Below are 17,209 nucleotides of genomic sequence, written 5' to 3'. Positions count from 1 at the left end.
GGAGCATGACCACCGCACAGCACAAGCTCGGCTCGGGTTTCGGCGCCACCACCACGGCGGCCGAGGTCGTCGCCGGGATCGACCTGACCGGCAGGCTCGCGATCGTCACCGGCGGGTATTCGGGCATCGGCCTGGAGACCACGCGCGTCCTGGTGGGCGCGGGCGCGCACGTCGTCGTCCCGGCCCGCCGTCGCGCGACGGCCCAGGAAGCCTTGCAGGGCCTGGGAAACGTCGAGGTCGACGAGCTCGACCTGGCGGATCTCGGCAGCGTCCGCGCCTTCGCCGAACGGTTCGCCGCCTCGGGCCGCGGCATCGACATCTTCATCGGCAGTGCGGGCATCATGGCGGCGCCGGAAACCCGCGTCGGACCGGGCTGGGAGGCGCAGTTCGCGACCAACCACCTCGGGCACTTCGCGCTGGTGAACCGGCTCTGGCCGGCGTTCGGCGCCGGGGCCCGCGTGGTTTCGGTGTCCTCGCGCGGCCACCACTACGGCCCGGTGCGCTTCGACGACCTGAACTTCGAGCGGGGCTACGACAAGTGGCTCGCCTACGGCCAGGCCAAAACGGCGAACGTGCTGTTCGCCGTGGAACTCGACCGGCTCGCCCGCGACCGCGGCGTCCGCGCGTTCGCCCTGCACCCGGGACGGATCCTCACCGAGCTCGTGCGCCACCTGGACCGCCGGGAACTCGTCGACGCGGGCATGGTCGACGAAACCGGCCGGGTCACCGGAGGCGCGAAGACGCCGGAACAGGGCGCCGCGACCCAGGTGTGGGCGGCGACGTCCCCGCAGCTCGACGGCCTCGGCGGCGTCTACCTCGAGGACTGCGACATCGCCGAGCCCGCGCCGGCCGACGGAACCCGCACGGGCGTGAAGGACTACGCGATCGACCCGGTGCTCGCCGAGCGCCTGTGGGCGGTCTCGGCCGAGCTGACCGGCGTGAACGCGTTCTAGAGCTTCTCGACCTGCCGCACCAGCAGGTCGATCTCGTCCTCGGTGTTGTAGTAGTGCACCGACGCCCGGACCAGGTCCGGCAGGCCGCGCGCGGTGAAGTCGTACTGCGCCGAGGTGCGGGTCGACAGCGACGTGTTGATGTTCGCCTCCGCCAGCCGCGCCTTGATCTCCGCCGCCGGTGTGCCGTCGACGGTGAAGGTGACGAGACCGCACTTCCGCGCCCCGGCGTCGTGGACGCGCGCGCCGGCCTCGGTGAGCCGGTCGCGCAAAGTGGCGGCGAGTGAAGCGACGCGCTCTTCGATCGCCGGCAGGCCCCACTCGAGGGCGTAGTCGACGGCCGCGCCGAGGCCGAGCACCGCGGCGAAGTCGCGCTCCCACACCTCGAAGCGCTTGGCCGTCGGGTCGACGACGTACTCCGTCGGCGACTCCCAGCTCGCCGAGTGCAGGTCGAGCACGGCCGGCTCCAGCCGCTCGCGCAGCCGCGGGTGCACGTAGAGGAAGCCGGTGCCGCGCGGGCCACGCAGGTACTTGCGGCCGGTCCCCGACAGCGCGTCGCACTTCAGGCGCGTGACGTCGAGGTCGAGCTGGCCTGCGGACTGGCACGCGTCGAGCAGGAACGGGATGCCGGCGGCTTCGGCGACCGCGCCGATCTCCTCGGCCGGGTTCACCAGCCCGCCTTGGGTGGGGACGTGGCTGACGGCGATCAGCTTGACGTCGTCGTCGACGCGCCGCCGCAGTTCTTCGACGTCCAGCTGCCCGGACTCGTCGTCGCCGACCACCTCGACGACCGCGCCGGTGCGCCGCGCGACCTGCAGGAACGCGATGGCGTTGCTCGCGTACTCCGCACGCGAGGTCAGGATCCGGTCGCCGCGGCCGAACGGCAGCGCGTAGAACACCGCCTGCCAGGAGCGCGTCGCGTTGTCGGTGAGCGCGATGTCGTCGGCGCCGGCGCCCAGCAGCCGGGCCACCGAGGTGTACACCGCGTCGAGGCGCTCCGCCGACTCGGCCGCGGTTTCGTACCCGCCGGTCAGCGCTTCACGCCGCAGGTACTCGACGACGGTGTCGGTCACGACGGCCGGGGGCAGCGCCGCGCCGGCGTTGTTGAAGTGGACCACTTCGGCGCAGCCCGGGGTCTCGCGGCGCGCGCGTTCGACGTCGAAGCTCATACCAACTGAATACAGTAGATAGCTATTGTATGCAATACTGCCGGCATGGCCCGGACCCCGTTGCGCAGCGACCTCCTGGAGCAGATCACCGGCCGGGTGCTCGACGGGCGCCTCCCGGCCGGCGCGCGCGTCAACGAGGTGCACCTGGCGAAGGAGCTCGGCGTCAGCCGGACGCCGCTGCGGGAGGCGCTGATCGGCCTCGCCGACCGCGGCCTGCTGGTCTCGGCGCCCGGCCGCGGGTTCCTGGTGCCGCCGTTCGACGTCGGCGAGGCGCGCCGGCTCTACCCGCTGTTGGCCGAGCTCGAAGCCCTCGCGCTGCGCTGGACGTCCCCGGTGGAGCTGGCCGGCCTGCCGGACGCGCTCGACGCCGTCTCCGACGAGATGGCCCAAGCGCTCGCCGACGGCGGCGATCTGTCCGGTTTGGACGACCGGTGGCACGCGCTGCTGCTGTCCCGCTGCCCGAACCCGCACCTGCTGCGGCTGATCGAGCAGACGAAGCCGCTGCTCAAGCGTTATGAGTCGGCCTACTTCGCCGGCGACGGCCACGCGGGCGAAAGCATCGGCGAACACCGCCGCATCGCCGCGGCCCTGCGCGACGGCGACCTGTCCGCCGCGTCCGCGGTGCTGGTGGCGAACTGGGTCAAGGCGCTGGCGTACTTGGGGAAGGACGGAAGATGATCATCGCGCACCTGAGCGACCTGCACCTCGACGGCGGCTCGCGAGCCGAAGATCGCGTCGCGGCCGTCATGGCGTACCTCGGCGGTCTGGCGGAGCCGGTCGACGCCGTCGTCGTGACCGGCGACATCGCCGACCACGGCGCGCCCGAGGAGTACGCGCAGGCGGCCGCGCTGCTGAAGTACCCGGCGCCGGTGCTGGCGTGCCCGGGCAACCACGACGTCCGGGCGGCGTTCCGGACGGGACTGCTCGACCGGCCGGCATCCGATGGGCCGATCGATCTGGCCGAGGAGATCGACGGCGTGCTGTTCGCGCTGTGCGACTCGACCATCCCGGGCCGCGGCGCGGGCTTCCTCGCCGACGAGACCCTGGCGTGGCTCGACGGCGTCCTCTCCGGCGGCGACGGCCCGGCGTTCGTGGCGTTCCACCACCCGCCGGTCGAGGTCGGCGTCCCGCTGGTGGACGCGATCCGCCAGACCGGCTCGGAGAGGCTGGCCCCGGTGCTGGAACGGCACCCGAGAGTGGTGGCGCTGCTGGCCGGCCACGTGCACACGGGTGCCTCGACGACGTTCGCGGGCGTACCCCTGCGCATCGCCCCCGGCGTGGTGTCGGGCTCGCTGCTGCCGGTCGAGCCGGGCGGCGACAGCGGCTGGCCGGACGGCGGCCCGCTGGAATACGACCGTCCACCGGCGTTGCTGCTGCACGTCCTGCACGACGACGGCCGGGTGACCAGCCACCACCGGACGGTCCCGCTGTAAGCCCGAAGTCCGCCGCTGCCACACCAAGCGCAGCCGGCCGGTCAGCCGCTGAACACCGGCAGCGTGATCCGTGACGGCCGGGCGGCGTCGTGGAAGATCTCGAAGCGGTTCGGCTTCCCGTCCACCGCTTCGGTGACCGGCTCACCCGTGCCGTGGTTGCGCGCGAAGCGCGGGAACGCCCCGCCCGCCACCTGGACCCGCAGCCGGTGGCCACGGCGGAAGCGGTACGCCGTCGGGTCGAGCGTCACCTCCGCGGTCACCACGCCGTCGGTGTCCGCCGATGGGAAGCCCGGGCGCAGCCGCAGGATCCCGTCCGTCACGTTGCGGGACACCCCGCCCGCGTCGACGTCGCAGAGCCGGACGTAGACGTCCGCGTGGCCCAGTTCGGTGCGGACGTGCACGGTCGCCGTCACGTCGCCGATGACGTCGACGTCCGACGGCAGCGGCTCGCCGGTGAACACCAGCACGTCCGGGCGCGCCTCGACCTCCTGGTTGTCGCGCTGCTTCCACTCGCCCGTCAGCAGCGGGCCGCCGACCGCCGGCGTCGGGTCGGCCGGGTCGTAGGTGAACGGCGTCGGCAGCGCCGGTTCACCGAAGACCTCGCCGAGGCCGCCGATCGGCCGCAGGTGGGCCTCGGTCGCCGTCGAGGGCGGCGGCCACGACTCGAAGTCCAGCCACGTTCCCGCGCCCTGCAGGAACAGCCGGACCGGGGCCCGCTGCAGCTGGGTGCGGTCGCCGAGCAGGTGCGCGCGCAGGAAGCCGAGCTGGTCGCGGATCATCGCGCCCATGCTCGCCGGCTCCCCGTGCGCCCACGGCCCGATCGTGATCCGCGGCGCCCGGCCCGCCTCGGCGAGGAGCCGGAAGTCGCGCAGCTGTCCCCGGATGAACAGGTCGTACCAGCCGGTGACCATCGACACCGGGACGGCGAGCTTCGCCACTTCGGCGCTGTGGTCGGACATCGACCAGTAGTCGTCTTCGGGGACGAAGTGCTCGGTGACGTCCTGGAGGAACTGCACCGGTTTCCCGATCGCGGCCACGTCGGCGCGGCTGATCGGCAGCACGGACATCGCCCGGCGGGTCTTGCGCGTCTGCAGCGGGTTCGGCAGCGCGGCGAACCGTTCTTCCTGCCGGCCGATCATCGCCGACCACGACACCATGTTGTCCGCCGCGAGCACGCCGCCCGGGTAGAACGTCGAGACGAACTCCGACGCCGTCACCCCGAGGCACATCGCCGCCAGGGGCGGGTCGAGGTACGGCCCGATCGCCCACTGCGTGTGCCCGAGGTAGCTGGCGCCGGCCATGCCGAGGTTCCCGTCGCACCACGGCTGGGCGCGCAGCCATCCGGCGGTCGCGACGCCGTCTTCGCGTTCGAGGTGGAACGGGCGGAACTCGCCACCGGAGCCGAACGAGCCGCGGGTGCTCTGGATGACCGTCTGCAGCCCGTGCCGGGCGAACGTGTCGCCGAAGAGCTTCGACAGCAGCCCCGTGCGCCCGTACGGCGTGCGGATCAGCACCACCGGCGCCGACGTCGTCCCCGCCGGGGCGTACCGGTCGGCGAGCAGCGTGACGCCGTCGGGCATCGGGACCTCGAGGTCGCGCGTCACGACCGGCTTCGGGCCTTCGGCGCGGGGGAGTCCGAGCAGCTTGTCGACAAGTCGGTCCAGCACGGGGCCCGCCTTCCGAAGTGGAGTGGATCCTTCCGGATCCGACCGTACCTCAGTTCGCGCGGGCGAGGGTTTCCGGACGCAGCAGCTTCGCCAGCTCCTCGGGCGGGATCAGGCCCTTTTCCACGACCAGTTCGGCGACGCCCCGCCCGGTCGCGAGGGCCTCCTTCGCGATCTCCGTCGCCGCCGCGTAGCCGATGCTCGGGTTCAGCGCCGTCACCAGGCCGATCGAATTCTCGACGTAGGCGCGCAGGACGTCGACGTTCGCGGTGATCCCGGAAACGCACTTCGCGGCCAGCGTCCGGCACGCCGCGCCCAGGTGCGTGATGCTCTCCGAAAGCGAGTGCAGGATGATCGGCTCGAACGCGTTGAGCTGCAGCTGCCCCGCTTCGGCGGCCATCGTCACGGTGACGTCGTTGCCGATCACCTCGAAGGCGACCTGGTTGACCACCTCCGGGATCACCGGGTTGATCTTGCCGGGCATGATCGACGACCCGGCCTGCACCGGCGGCAGGTTGATCTCGTTCAGCCCGGCCCGCGGGCCCGAGGACAGCAGCCGCAGGTCGTTGCAGCTCTTCGACAGCTTGACCGCGATCCGCTTGAGCACCCCCGAAAGGTGCACGAACGCGCCGCAGTCCTGCGTCGCCTCCACCAGGTCCGCTGCGGTGACGACCGGCAGCCCGGTGATCTCGCGCAGGTGCCGGCACGCGGCTTCGGCGTACCCGGGCGCGGCGTTGAGGCCGGTGCCGATCGCGGTCGCGCCGAGGTTGATCTCGTGCAGCAGCGCGACGGCTTCGCCCAGCCGCAGCCGGTCCTCGCCGAGCATCACCGCGTAGGTGCCGAACTCCTGGCCGAGCGTCATCGGCACGGCGTCCTGCAGCTGCGTGCGGCCCATCTTCAGCACGTCGTGGAACTCGACGGCCTTGGCCGCGAACGCCTTCTCCAGCACGACCATCGACTCGGCCAGCTCGCGCACGGCGATGATCGTCGCCACGTTGACCGCCGTCGGGTAGGCGTCGTTCGTCGACTGCGAGAGGTTGACGTGCTCGTTGGGGTGCACCACGTGGTAGTCGCCCTTGGCGTGCCCGAGCAGCTCGAGCGCGCGGTTCGCGATCACCTCGTTGGCGTTCATGTTGGTCGACGTCCCGGCGCCGCCCTGGATGACGTCGACGACGAATTCGCCGTGCAGCGCGCCTTCCCGGATCTCCCGGCAGGCCGCGCAGATCGCGTCCGCGATCCGGGGTTCGAGCAGGCCCAGCTCGGCGTTGGCGCGCGCCGCGGCTTCCTTCACCGAGGCCAGCGCCTCGACCAGGTGCGGGTAGGCGGCGATCGTCGTGCCGGTGATGGGGAAGTTCTCGCGGGCGCGGGCGGTGTGCACGCCCCAGTACGCGTCGGCGGGGACGTCCTTGTCGCCCAGCAGGTCGTGTTCACGGCGGGTGGTCATCGGAAGCTCCCCACGGAAAGGTCTGCGGTGAAACGCAAGTTGCCCGGACCGGGCGGGACGTCGACGCCGCACCGTCCGAGCAGCGCGGCCAGCACCGGGTAGCGCGCGCGGTCCCCGCCGTCGGCGATCTTGACCGCGATCGCCGTGCCGTCCGGCAGGGCGGCGATCTGGACGGCCTCGAAACCGTCCTTCGCGATCAGCCCGGGCACCGCGCGCATGACGGCGGTGACGTCCCGGCGGCTGCCCCCGACCAGCTCGGGGTGCCGCCGGATGCCGTCGGCGACCAGCCCCTCCGGCGTGCCGGGCGCGGCCGTGGCGATCTTCGACACGGCCCTCGCGAGCCCCCGCAGCGTCGTCGCGAACAGCGGCGCGCCGCAGCCGTCGACGGCCACCCGCGCGATCTCGCGGCCGGTCAGGTCCTCGACGGTGGCGGCGATCGCGCGCTGCAGCGGGTGGGCCGGGTCGAGGTAGCCCTCGACCGGCCAGCCGTTGAGCGCGCAGGTCGCGAGCATCGCCGCGTGCTTGCCGGAGCAGTTGTGCGCGAGCCGGCTCGGCGCCCGGCCGGCGGCGATCCAGCGGTCGCGCTCCACCGGGTCGAACGGGAAGTCCGCGGGGTTGCCGAGCAGGTCGGGGGAGCGCCCGCCGAGCACCTCGAGCGCGGCGTCGAGGTGCATCGCCTCGCCGGAGTGGCTGGCCGCGGCGATCGCGAACCCGGCGGGGGACAGGCGCAGGCCGAGCCGCGCCATCGCGGTGGCCTGCAGCGGCTTCGCCGTCGACCGCGGGTACATCGGCGCGTCGACGTCCCCGGCGGCGAACAGCGTCGAGCCGTCCGGCCCCAGCACCACGGCCGAGCCGTGGTGGACGCCCTCGACCATCCCTTCGCGGACGAGTTCGACCAGCGGTTCGGGGCTCACATGCCCTCCTCGTCGAACGCGCGCATGTCGATCCGCTTGCGTACCACGAACCAGCCCGCGACCAGCGCCACCAGGATCGCCGGCAGCGCGAGGAGGGTGATCCGGCCGGTCTCGTCGAAGCCCATCAGCACCACGACGGCGGCGAGGAACACCAGCGTCGCGATCTCGGTGTAGGGCGAGAACGGCAGCCGGAACGCCGGCCGCTCGAGGCCGTCACGCTTCGCCCGCCGCACGAACAGCAGGTGGCAGAGCACGATGATGGCCCAGGTGGCGAGGATGCCGATCGCGGCGAAGTTCAGCACGATGTCGAAGGCTTCCTTCGGCACCAGGTAGTTGAGCCCGACGCCGAGCACGCAGACGGCCGCGGTGAGCAGGATCCCGCCGTAGGGCACGTGGTTGCGGTTCATCACGCCGGTGAACTTCGGCGCCGAGCCCGCCATCGCCATCGACCGCAGGATCCGGCCGGTCGAGTACAGGCCCGAGTTCAGGCTGGACAGCGCCGCGGTGAGCACGACCAGGTTCATCACGCTGTCGGCCGCGGGCACGCCCAGGTGCGAGAGCACGGTGACGAACGGGCTCTGGTCCTTCGTGTAGGAGCTCCACGGCAGCAGCATCGCCAGCAGCACGACCGAGCCGACGTAGAACACGAGGATGCGCCACATGATGGAGTTGATCGCCTTCGGCATGATCTTCTCGGGGCTCTCGGTCTCGCCCGCGGCCACGCCGACGAGCTCGACCGAGGCGTAGGCGAACACCACGCCCTGCACGATCAGCACCATCGGCAGCAGCCCGGACGGGAAGATCCCGCCGTGGTCGGCGATCAGCTGCGGGCCGCCCGCGACGCCGTCGATCGGCGTCTGCGTCACCAGCAGGAAGATGCCGATCACCATGAACAGCACGAGCGCGGCGACCTTGACGATGGCGAACCAGAACTCCATCTCGCCGAACAGCTTCACCGAGACGAGGTTCAGCGTCAGGACCACGGCGAGCGCGATCAGGGCCAGCACCCACTGCGGGACCGGGGAGAAGAACGACCAGAAGTGCGCGTACAGCGCGATGGCCGTGATGTCGGCGATGCCGGTGGTCGACCAGTTGAGGAAGTGCATCCAGCCGGCGACGTACGCGCCCTTCTCGCCCATGAACTCGCGGGCGTAGGAGACGAAGGCGCCGCTGGAGGGCCGGTACAGGATCAGCTCGCCGAGCGCGCGGACCACGAAGAAGGCGAAGAGCCCGCAGACGGCGTAGACGATGGCCAGCGCGGGCCCGGCCTGGGCGAGCCGGCCGCCGGCGCCGAGGAACAGGCCGGTGCCGATCGCCCCGCCGATGGCGATCATGTTCACGTGCCGGGGCTTGAGGGCCTTGCGGTAGCCGGCGTCGCCCGCGTCCGCAGTCGTGGCCGTGAGGGTCTGTTCGGTCACTGTTCCCCGTTCACGATGCTGGTCAGAGTGGCTTCGACGTGCGTCAGGTGCGCCGTCATGGCTTCGACGGCTTCCGTTTCGGAGCCGCTTTCGATCGCCGTGACGATCGCCCGGTGCTCGACGTTCGACTGCCCGCGCCGGTCGCCGAGCTGGTTGAGGAAGGCGGACTGGCGGGCGAGCGCGTCCCGGATCTCCTCGATCACCTTCCCGAACACCGGGTTGCCCGAAGCCTGGGCGATGGTGATGTGGAAGAGCGAGTCGAGCGCGACCCAGGCGGTGTTGTCGGTCTCGGCGTCCATCCGGTCGAGCAGGTGCGCGAGCAGGTCGAGGTCGTCCTGGCTGCGGCGCACGGCCGCGTACCCGGCGACGGGGATCTCGACGTGCTGGCGCACCTCGATGAGGTCGCGGGCCGAATAGGGCCCGAAGGTGGGGTTGCTGTCCGGGCCGGTCGCGGTGACGAAGGTGCCCTTGCCGGTCTTCGACTCGGTCATGCCGAGCGCCTGGAGGCCGCGCAGGGCCTCCCGGATCACCGACCGGCTGACCTCGAATTCCCTGCTCAGGGCGGCTTCGGAGGGCAGTTTGCCGCCGACGGCGTACTCGCCGCGTTCGATCGCGGCGCGCAAGTGGGCCAGCACGGCTTCCATGGCACTCACCCGGCGAGGACCACCTTGTCCGGCTGTCTGGCTGTCAGACAGGTTCATGGCAGGGATGCTCGGTCCCGCCGCTCCCGCTGTCAACGCGAGTCTCGTCCCCTGTGGCTCACCTCACGCCCCGGCTGTCGTGAGTGTTAAGGCGAGTTCTAACTCGCCCCACCACTCACGAGAGCGGTGTCTCCGGCCGCCGCGCGTGACCGTCCGGCAGCGGCGCGTGTCGTGATCGTTTCCGCCCGGAAAGTGCGCGAGTTGGTCCCGCCTTCCGGCTCTCTCCCGGCGCACAATGGCCCCGCGAGCCCGGCTGGCGCGGCGGGATAGGGTGGGAGACCCGCCGCGCGCCGGTCCGATCCACCTAGGGGAGGTTTTCGCTGGTGTCGAACGATTCCTTCGTCCACCTGCACGTCCACACCGAGTACTCGATGCTCGACGGTGCGGCGAAGATCGCTCCTCTCTTCGCGGAGGCGGCGCGCCTCGGCATGCCCGCGGTCGGCATGACCGACCACGGCAACATGTACGGCGGCGACGAGTTCTACCAGCAGGCCAAGAAGGCCGGGCTCAAGCCGATCATCGGCATCGAGGCCTACATCGCGCCGGAGAGCCGGTTCCACAAGAAGCCCGTCTTCTGGGGCCAGGCCAACCAGCGCGGCTCGGACGAGTTCGGTGAGGGCGGCGACGTCTCCGGTGGCGGTGCGTACACGCACATGACCATGCTCGCGTCGAACGCGACCGGCCTGCGGAACCTCTTCAAGCTGTCCTCGCTGGCCAGCATGCAGGGCTACTACCGCAAGCCGCGGATGGACCGCGAGCTCATCGCCGAGAACCACTCGGGCATCATCGCGACGACGGGCTGCCCGTCCGGCGAGGTGCAGACCCGGCTCCGGCTGGGCCAGAAGGAGGCGGCGATCCAGGCCGCGTCCGACTACAAGGACATCTTCGGCGCGGACAACTTCTTCCTCGAGCTGATGGACCACGGGCTGCCGATCGAGCGCTCGGTCCGCGAGGGCCTGCTGGAGGTCGGCCGCCTGCTCGACCTCAAGCCGATCGCCACCAACGACTCGCACTACGTCACCAAGGACCAGGCGGACACGCACTCGGCGCTGCTGTGCGTCCAGGCGGGCAAGACCCTCAACGACCCGACCCGGTTCAAGTTCGACGGCGACGGCTACTACCTCAAGTCCGCCGCCGAGATGCGCGAGTACTGGGACAAGGAGGTCCCGGGCGCGGCCGACACGACGCTCATGATCGCCGAGCGCGTCGAGTCCTACGAAGAGGTCTACTCGCACAAGGACCGGCTGCCGTTCTTCGAGGTCCCCGAGGGCTACGACCAGGGCGGCTGGCTGCGCGAAGAGGTCCAGCGCGGCCTCAAGTGGCGCTTCCCGGACGGCGTGCCGGACCCGTACTACAACGAGCGCATCGAGATCGAGCTCGACGTCATCATCGGCAAGGGCTTCCCGGCCTACTTCCTGATCGTCGCCGACCTCATCAGCTACGCCCGCCGCGTCGGCATCCGGGTCGGCCCCGGCCGTGGTTCGGCCGCCGGCTCGCTGGTCGCGTACGTCCTGGGTATCACCAACCTGGACCCGATCCCGCAGAAGCTGCTGTTCGAGCGGTTCCTGAACCCCGAGCGCGTCTCGATGCCGGATATCGACATCGACTTCGACGACCGCCGGCGCGGCGAGATGATCCGGTACGCCACCGAAAAGTACGGCGCGGACAAGGTCGCCCAGGTCATCACCTTCGGCACCATCAAGACCAAAGCGGCGATCAAGGACTCCGCGCGCGTCCACTTCGGCCAGCCGGGGTACGCGATCGCGGACAAGATCTCCAAGGCGCTGCCGCCGCCGATCATGGCGAAGGACATCCCGCTCTCGGGCATCGTCGACTCGAAGCACGAGCGCTACGGCGAGGCCGCCGAGGTCCGCGCGCTCGTCGAGACCGACGAAGAGTGCAAGACGATCTTCGAGACGGCCCGCGGTCTCGAGGGCCTGATCCGCAACGCCGGCGTCCACGCCTGCGCGGTCATCATGTCGAGCGAGCCGCTGACCAACGCGATCCCGCTCTGGCAGCGGGACGACGGCTCGATCATCACCGGCTGGGACTACCCGTCGTGCGAGGCCATCGGCCTGCTCAAGATGGACTTCCTCGGCCTGCGCAACCTCACCGTCATCGGTGACGCGATCGACAACATCAAGACCAACCGCGGGGTCGACGTCGACCTCGACACCCTGGGCGTCGACGATCCCGAGACGTACAAGCTGCTGGCCCGCGGCGACACGCTCGGCGTGTTCCAGCTGGACGGCGGCCCCATGCGCGACCTGCTGCGCCGCATGGAGCCCACGGTGTTCGACGACATCGTCGCGGTCGGCGCGCTGTACCGCCCCGGCCCGATGGGCATGAACGCGCACAACGACTACGCCGACCGGAAGAACAACCGGCAGAAGGTCAAGCCGATCCACCCGGAGCTCGACGAGCCGCTGCGGGAGATCCTGGCCGACACCTACGGCCTGATCGTGTACCAAGAGCAGATCATGCACATCGGCCAGAAGGTGGCCGGGTACACGATGGGCCGCGCGGACGTGCTGCGCCGCGCGATGGGCAAGAAGAAGAAGGAAGTCCTCGACAAGGAGTACGAGGGCTTCGAAGCCGGCATGCGGGCCAGCGACCTGCGGCCCGGCGGGTTCTCGCCCGAGGCGATCAAGGCGCTCTGGGACACGATCCTCCCGTTCGCCGGCTACGCGTTCAACAAGAGCCACGCGGCCGCGTACGGCCTGATCTCGTACTGGACCGCGTACCTCAAGGCGAACTTCACCGCCGAGTACATGGCGGCCCTGCTCACCTCGGTGGGTGACAACAAGGACAAGTCGGCGGTCTACCTGTCCGAGTGCCGCCGCCTCGGCATCAAGGTGCTGCCGCCGGACGTCAACGAGTCGGCCATGCGGTTCGCGGCCGTCGGGGACGACATCCGCTTCGGGCTGGGTGCCGTCCGCAACGTCGGCGCGAACGTCGTCGAGTCGATCATCAAGACCCGCGAGGAGAAGGGCAAGTACGCCTCCTTCACCGACTTCCTCGACAAGTCCGAGCTCGTCGCCTGCAACAAGCGGGTCATCGAGTCGCTGATCAAGGCGGGCGCGTTCGACTCCCTCGGCCACACGCGGCTGTCGATGATCCAGGTCCACGAGGACGCGGTCGAAGCCGTCGTCCCGCTCAAGCGCCAGGAGGCGATGGGCCAGTTCGACCTGTTCGGCTTCGGCGGCGAAGAGGGGGAGGCGGCGCCGTCGTCGTCGCCGCTCGCGCACCTGAAGTTCGGCGAGGAGGAGTACCCGCGCAAGCAGCTGCTCGCCTACGAGCGCGAGATGCTCGGCCTGTACGTCTCGGCCCACCCGCTGGACGGCGCCGAGCGGATCCTGCGCAAACACGCCCCGAAGCCGATCGCGAGCATCCTCAACGATCCGCCGAAGGAGGGTGAGCTGGTGATCTCCGGGCTGATCACCTCCCTCGAGCGGCGGGTCAACAAGAAGGGCGAGCCCTGGGCGATCTGCACCGTGGAGGACATGGACGCCTCCCTCGAGGTGCTGTTCTTCCCGAAGTCGTACGCGCTCTTCGCGAGCGAGCTGATCGAGGACAACGCGGTGCTGGTCAAGGGCCGCGTCAACTGGCGCGAAGACAAGATGTCGATCTTCGGCGGCGGCCTGGCGACCCTGGACCTGTCCGAGGTCGGCACGGGCAACGGCGACGACGAACCGCCGTTGGTGCTGCTCGCGGCGGCCGAGAAGATCGACCAGTCGGTGGTGAGCGAGCTGCGGTCCACGCTGCTCGCCCACAAGGGGGAAACCCCCGTGCACCTGAAGCTGGTGGGCAAGAACCAGACCGTCTTCGCGTTGTACGACTACCCGGTCAAGGTCAGCTCGATGCTGATCGGCGAGCTCAAGGGCATCCGCGGCATCACCGCCTCCACCTGAGCCTCGCGAAAGGCGTGATCCGTGCGGCGCAACGCGCGCGGATCACGTCTTTCGTGTTTGCTGAGGGGGGTATCCCCGCCCGGTGAACACGCGTGAGGTCAGCTCTTCGATGTCGTACGAACCCGATCCCCGGCGCTGGAAAGCGCTTGCCGTCTCGCTCACGGCCGGGTTCATGGGCCTGCTCGACGTCAGCATCGTCAACGTCGCGCTCCCGTCGATGCAGGCCGGCCTGCACGCGAGCAGCGGCGGGATCCGCTGGGTCGTCTCCGGCTACGCCCTGGCGTTCGGCCTGGTCCTGGTCACCGGCGGCCGCCTCGGCGACGCGTTCGGCCGCCGGAACATGTTCCTCGGCGCCCTCGCCGCGTTCGTCATCACCAGCGCGCTGGCCGGCGCGGCCCCGAACGAGACCACGCTGGTGCTCGCCCGCCTCGCCCAGGGCCTGGCCGCGGGCATGCTCACCCCGCAGAACACCGGCCTGATCCAGGACCTCTTCCGCGGCGCCGAGCGCGGCCGCGCGTTCGGCATGTTCGGCGCGGTCGTCGGCATCTCGACGGCGGTGGGCCCGATCCTCGGCGGCGTCATCCTCGCCCTCTTCGGGACGCAGGACGGCTGGCGCTGGGTGTTCTACGTCAACGTCCCGATCGGCGTCCTCGCCTTCGCCCTCGCGCTGCGGATGCTGCCGCGCAGTGAGAAGAAGCAGTTCAGGCTGCGCTCGGAGATCGACTTCGTCGGGATCGCGCTGCTGGCGGTCGCCGTGCTCGGCGTGCTGCTGCCCGTCATCGATTCCGACAGCGGCGGCTTCGCCAAGCTGTGGTGGCTGTTCCTCGTCGCGCTGGCCTTCGGCTTCGCGTTCGTGCGCTGGGAACACTCGGTGGTTCGGCGCGGCCGGTCGCCGCTGCTGGACACCCGGCTGTTCACCGACACGCCCGGGTACGCGGCCGGCGCCGCGGTCGGGGCGCTCTACTTCTGCGGGTTCGCCGGCATCTGGCTGGTCTTCGCGATGTTCTTCCAGCAGGGGCTGGGCTACTCGCCACTGCAGTCCGGCCTGTCGGTGACGCCGTTCGCGCTCGGTTCGGCGGTGTCCGCGGCCGTCGCCGGACGCCTGGTGCCGCGCTTCGGCCGCCGGTTGACCGTCACCGGGCTGGCCATGGTCGCGGTCGGGCTGCTGGCCGTCGCGGTGCTCGCCGAGCTGGTCCCGCCGTCGGCGTCCGGATGGGCCTTCGCGCTGCCGCTGGTGTTCGCCGGCGTGGGCGGCGGGATGGTGATCTCGCCGAACACGACGTTGACGCTGGAGTGCGTGCCGGTCCGGATGGCCGGGGTCGCCGGCGGCGCGCTGCAGACCGGGCAGCGGATCGGCACGGCGATCGGCACTGCCGTGCTTGCGTCGGTCTTCGGCCTGGTCATCGGCCGGGGCTATCCCCTCGCGCTCACCGTCGCGCTCGCCTGTGCGGCCCTCCTGACGTGCGGAGCGCTCGCGCTCGCGATCGCCGAGCTGCGGGCGCGACGGCGCCGGGCTGCCGAGGAGGAGCGCGAGGGACGCGAAGCCACGGCCGACGTCCACCCGGCTTGAAAAACTACTTTCCGCAGATTCGCGATGCTCCATCCGAGTGACGAGCGCGAAAAGACACTGGTGCTACGGAGAGCAACCGGGTAGATCTTATGGAGCCTTCACTGCGCGGCTACGGCTACCGACAGTGGCAATCAGTCGGCCACCCGGGGATGGGGTGACCGGCTTGAGCGATCGAGGCGTCCGGAGTACGAGGGAATGGACACACTCGGTCACCTTCCGTCCAGTGGGTGTCGGCGTCCGCGGGGGACCGTCCGGCACTCGCGGAAGGGCTGCCCATCGGAGTCCGCCGGCGCGTGACGGCGGCGGGCGGGCCCGGGGGAGGGGGAACCGGGCCCGCCCGTCTTCTTCACCCGTGTCGCGCGCACCCCTTCCGCGGTGATCGTGCTGGGATGATCGGCGTCCGACCGAGGCCGACGCGGGGAGTCCCGATGACCGAGCAGCCGTCGGGGATCCGCGTCTGGTACCGGCCGATGCGCTCCCGCGACCGCGACGAGCACCACCGCGTGGCCACGCCGCTGGAACTGCTCTTCGACCTGTGTTTCGTGGTCGCCGTCGGCCAGGCCGCGGCCGCGCTGCACCACGCGCTGGCCGAGGGACACGCCGCGCACGGCGTCTCGTCGTTCGCGATGGTGTTCTTCGCGATCTGGTGGGGCTGGCTGAACTTCAGCTGGTTCGCCTCGGCGTTCGACACCGACGACGTCCCGTACCGGCTGGCCACGCTCGTGCAGATCGCCGGCGGCCTGACCGTGGCGGCGGCGGTGTCGAGCGCGTTCGAGGGCGACTTCCGGCTGATGGTCGCCGGGTACGTCCTGATGCGGCTCGCGCTGGTGTTCCAGTGGCTGCGGGCCGCGCGGTCGGACCCGGGCTGCCGCCCCGCGGCGCTGCGGTACGCGATCGGCATCTCGGCGGTCCAGGTGCTGTGGGTCGCCTACCAGTGGCTGCCGCTCGGGGTGCGGGTGATCGCCTTCGTCGTCTTCGCGGTGCTGGAGATGGCCGTTCCGGTCTGGGCCGAGAGCCGGGGCGGCACGACGTGGCACCCGCACCACATCGCCGAGCGGTACGGCCTGTTCACCCTGATCGTGCTCGGCGAGGTGATCCTCAGCGCGACGAACGCGGTCAAGGAGGGCACGGCCGAAGCCGGGCACCTCGGTGCGCTGATCTCGCTGGCCGCGGCCGCACTGGTCCTGGTGTTCTCGATGTGGTGGCTGTACTTCGACCGGCCGGGCCACGCGCGGCTCGTCCGCCGCCCGACCATGTTCACGTCGATGAGCTGGGGCTACGGCCACTACTTCATCTTCGCTTCCGCGGCGGCGGTCGGCGCCGGCCTCGAGGTGGCGGTCGCTTACGACACGGGGACGCTGCACCTCGGCGCGGTGGCGGCGGCGCTGCCGACGACGGTGCCGGTCGCGGTCTTCCTGCTGAGCGTGTGGCTGCTGCACATCGGCCCGACGAACGAGTGCCGTCCGATCGCCGTCGGTTTCCCGGTGACGGCGGCGCTCGTCCTGGCGGCGTCCTTCACGCCGGCGCCCATCCACGTGGCCGCCGGGCTCGCGGCCGCTCTGGTCGTGCTGACGGTCGTCGTGACCCACGGGGAGCCATCGCCGGCCTGAGCCGCTATCGATGCAGGTCAGGGGCCCGGCGCGAAAAAAGGGACCCCCCTGTGCAAGGGGGTTTCGGGGGCATGTAAAGTTCTCCAAGTCGCCAGGGAAACCGAGCGGCCGCCGGGAACACGAACCAAGCTCCCACGATCGTGGTAGAGTGGGTGGTCCCGAACCAGGGTGGTATCCCTGGAACAAAGCTTGAAACAAAAGCCGAAGACCAAGGCGCTTCGCGGCGCGGCGGTCCGAAGTGTGTTGCTTGAGAACTCAACAGTGTGCTAGTGAACTAAGCCAGTAGAGCTTATGTATTGAACCTCGTGTGAGGTTCCTTTGAGAGCAAGAAAATTTGCCTCGATTAAACTGTTCATTGTTGGAGAGTTTGATCCTGGCTCAGGACGAACGCTGGCGGCGTGCTTAACACATGCAAGTCGAACGCT

Annotated in this window: 12 protein-coding genes and 1 rRNA gene; 7 read left to right on the top strand and 6 right to left on the bottom strand. The window is 70.5% G+C overall.

Translation table 11 applies throughout. From position 1 onward, the window contains the following. The first annotated feature begins 5 nt into the window (after positions 1–5). Complete coding sequence (locus AB0M93_RS43495; protein ID WP_364285781.1) at positions 6–953, top strand: SDR family NAD(P)-dependent oxidoreductase; 948 nt, start codon at positions 6–8, stop codon at positions 951–953. Here AB0M93_RS43495 and AB0M93_RS43490 read toward each other — a convergent pair. Continuing rightward, complete coding sequence (locus tag AB0M93_RS43490) at positions 950–2,119, bottom strand: aminotransferase class V-fold PLP-dependent enzyme (RefSeq protein WP_364285779.1); 1,170 nt, start codon at positions 2,117–2,119, stop codon at positions 950–952. The two genes, AB0M93_RS43495 and AB0M93_RS43490, sit on opposite strands and share 4 nt — an antisense overlap. Before the next feature lie 45 nt (positions 2,120–2,164). Here AB0M93_RS43490 and AB0M93_RS43485 point away from each other — a divergent pair, with 45 nt between their 5' ends. Continuing rightward, on the top strand, positions 2,165–2,797 hold the full coding sequence (locus AB0M93_RS43485; RefSeq protein ID WP_364285777.1) for a GntR family transcriptional regulator: 633 nt from the start codon (positions 2,165–2,167) through the stop codon (positions 2,795–2,797). After that, positions 2,794–3,552, top strand: a complete 759-nt coding sequence (locus AB0M93_RS43480) for a metallophosphoesterase (RefSeq protein WP_364285775.1) — start codon at positions 2,794–2,796, stop codon at positions 3,550–3,552. The genes AB0M93_RS43485 and AB0M93_RS43480 overlap by 4 nt, the downstream gene beginning before the upstream one ends. 41 nt (positions 3,553–3,593) lie before the next feature. On the opposite strand, the gene AB0M93_RS43475 is transcribed toward AB0M93_RS43480, so the two are convergent. The 5 genes from AB0M93_RS43475 to AB0M93_RS43455 are packed head-to-tail and all read right to left on the bottom strand — an operon-like array spanning position 3,594 to position 9,636. After that, on the bottom strand, positions 3,594–5,219 hold the full coding sequence (locus tag AB0M93_RS43475) for a CocE/NonD family hydrolase (RefSeq protein WP_364285773.1): 1,626 nt from the start codon (positions 5,217–5,219) through the stop codon (positions 3,594–3,596). 49 nt (positions 5,220–5,268) lie between these two features. Next, positions 5,269–6,660, bottom strand: a complete 1,392-nt coding sequence (gene aspA, locus AB0M93_RS43470; RefSeq protein WP_364285771.1) for an aspartate ammonia-lyase — start codon at positions 6,658–6,660, stop codon at positions 5,269–5,271. After that, positions 6,657–7,574, bottom strand: coding sequence for an asparaginase (locus AB0M93_RS43465; protein ID WP_364285769.1), 918 nt, complete (start codon positions 7,572–7,574; stop codon positions 6,657–6,659). Before AB0M93_RS43465 ends, aspA begins: the two co-directional genes overlap by 4 nt. Next, positions 7,571–8,992, bottom strand: a complete 1,422-nt coding sequence (locus tag AB0M93_RS43460) for an amino acid permease (protein ID WP_364285767.1) — start codon at positions 8,990–8,992, stop codon at positions 7,571–7,573. The genes AB0M93_RS43465 and AB0M93_RS43460 overlap by 4 nt, the downstream gene beginning before the upstream one ends. Beyond that, a complete protein-coding gene (locus AB0M93_RS43455) occupies positions 8,989–9,636 on the bottom strand; it encodes a FadR/GntR family transcriptional regulator (protein ID WP_364285953.1) in 648 nt (215 codons plus the stop codon). The genes AB0M93_RS43460 and AB0M93_RS43455 overlap by 4 nt, the downstream gene beginning before the upstream one ends. A 380-nt stretch (positions 9,637–10,016) precedes the next feature. On the opposite strand from AB0M93_RS43455, the gene dnaE reads away from it, so the two are divergent. The 4 genes from dnaE to AB0M93_RS43435 form a co-directional block, all read left to right on the top strand. Then, complete coding sequence (gene dnaE, locus AB0M93_RS43450; protein ID WP_364285765.1) at positions 10,017–13,604, top strand: DNA polymerase III subunit alpha; 3,588 nt, start codon at positions 10,017–10,019, stop codon at positions 13,602–13,604. 109 nt (positions 13,605–13,713) lie between these two features. After that, positions 13,714–15,174, top strand: coding sequence for an MFS transporter (locus tag AB0M93_RS43445; protein WP_364285951.1), 1,461 nt, complete (start codon positions 13,714–13,716; stop codon positions 15,172–15,174). A gap of 428 nt (positions 15,175–15,602) precedes the next feature. Beyond that, on the top strand, positions 15,603–16,784 hold the full coding sequence (locus AB0M93_RS43440; RefSeq protein ID WP_364285763.1) for a low temperature requirement protein A: 1,182 nt from the start codon (positions 15,603–15,605) through the stop codon (positions 16,782–16,784). A 355-nt stretch (positions 16,785–17,139) separates the two neighbouring features. Beyond that, a 16S ribosomal RNA gene (locus AB0M93_RS43435) occupies positions 17,140–17,209 on the top strand; the annotation flags it as partial.

This window comes from Amycolatopsis sp. NPDC051102, assembly GCF_040682815.1.
GTDB lineage: Bacteria > Actinomycetota > Actinomycetes > Mycobacteriales > Pseudonocardiaceae > Amycolatopsis.
The sequence above is the reverse complement of the archived record's forward strand: the minus strand, read 5'-3'. Positions and strand labels throughout refer to the sequence as shown.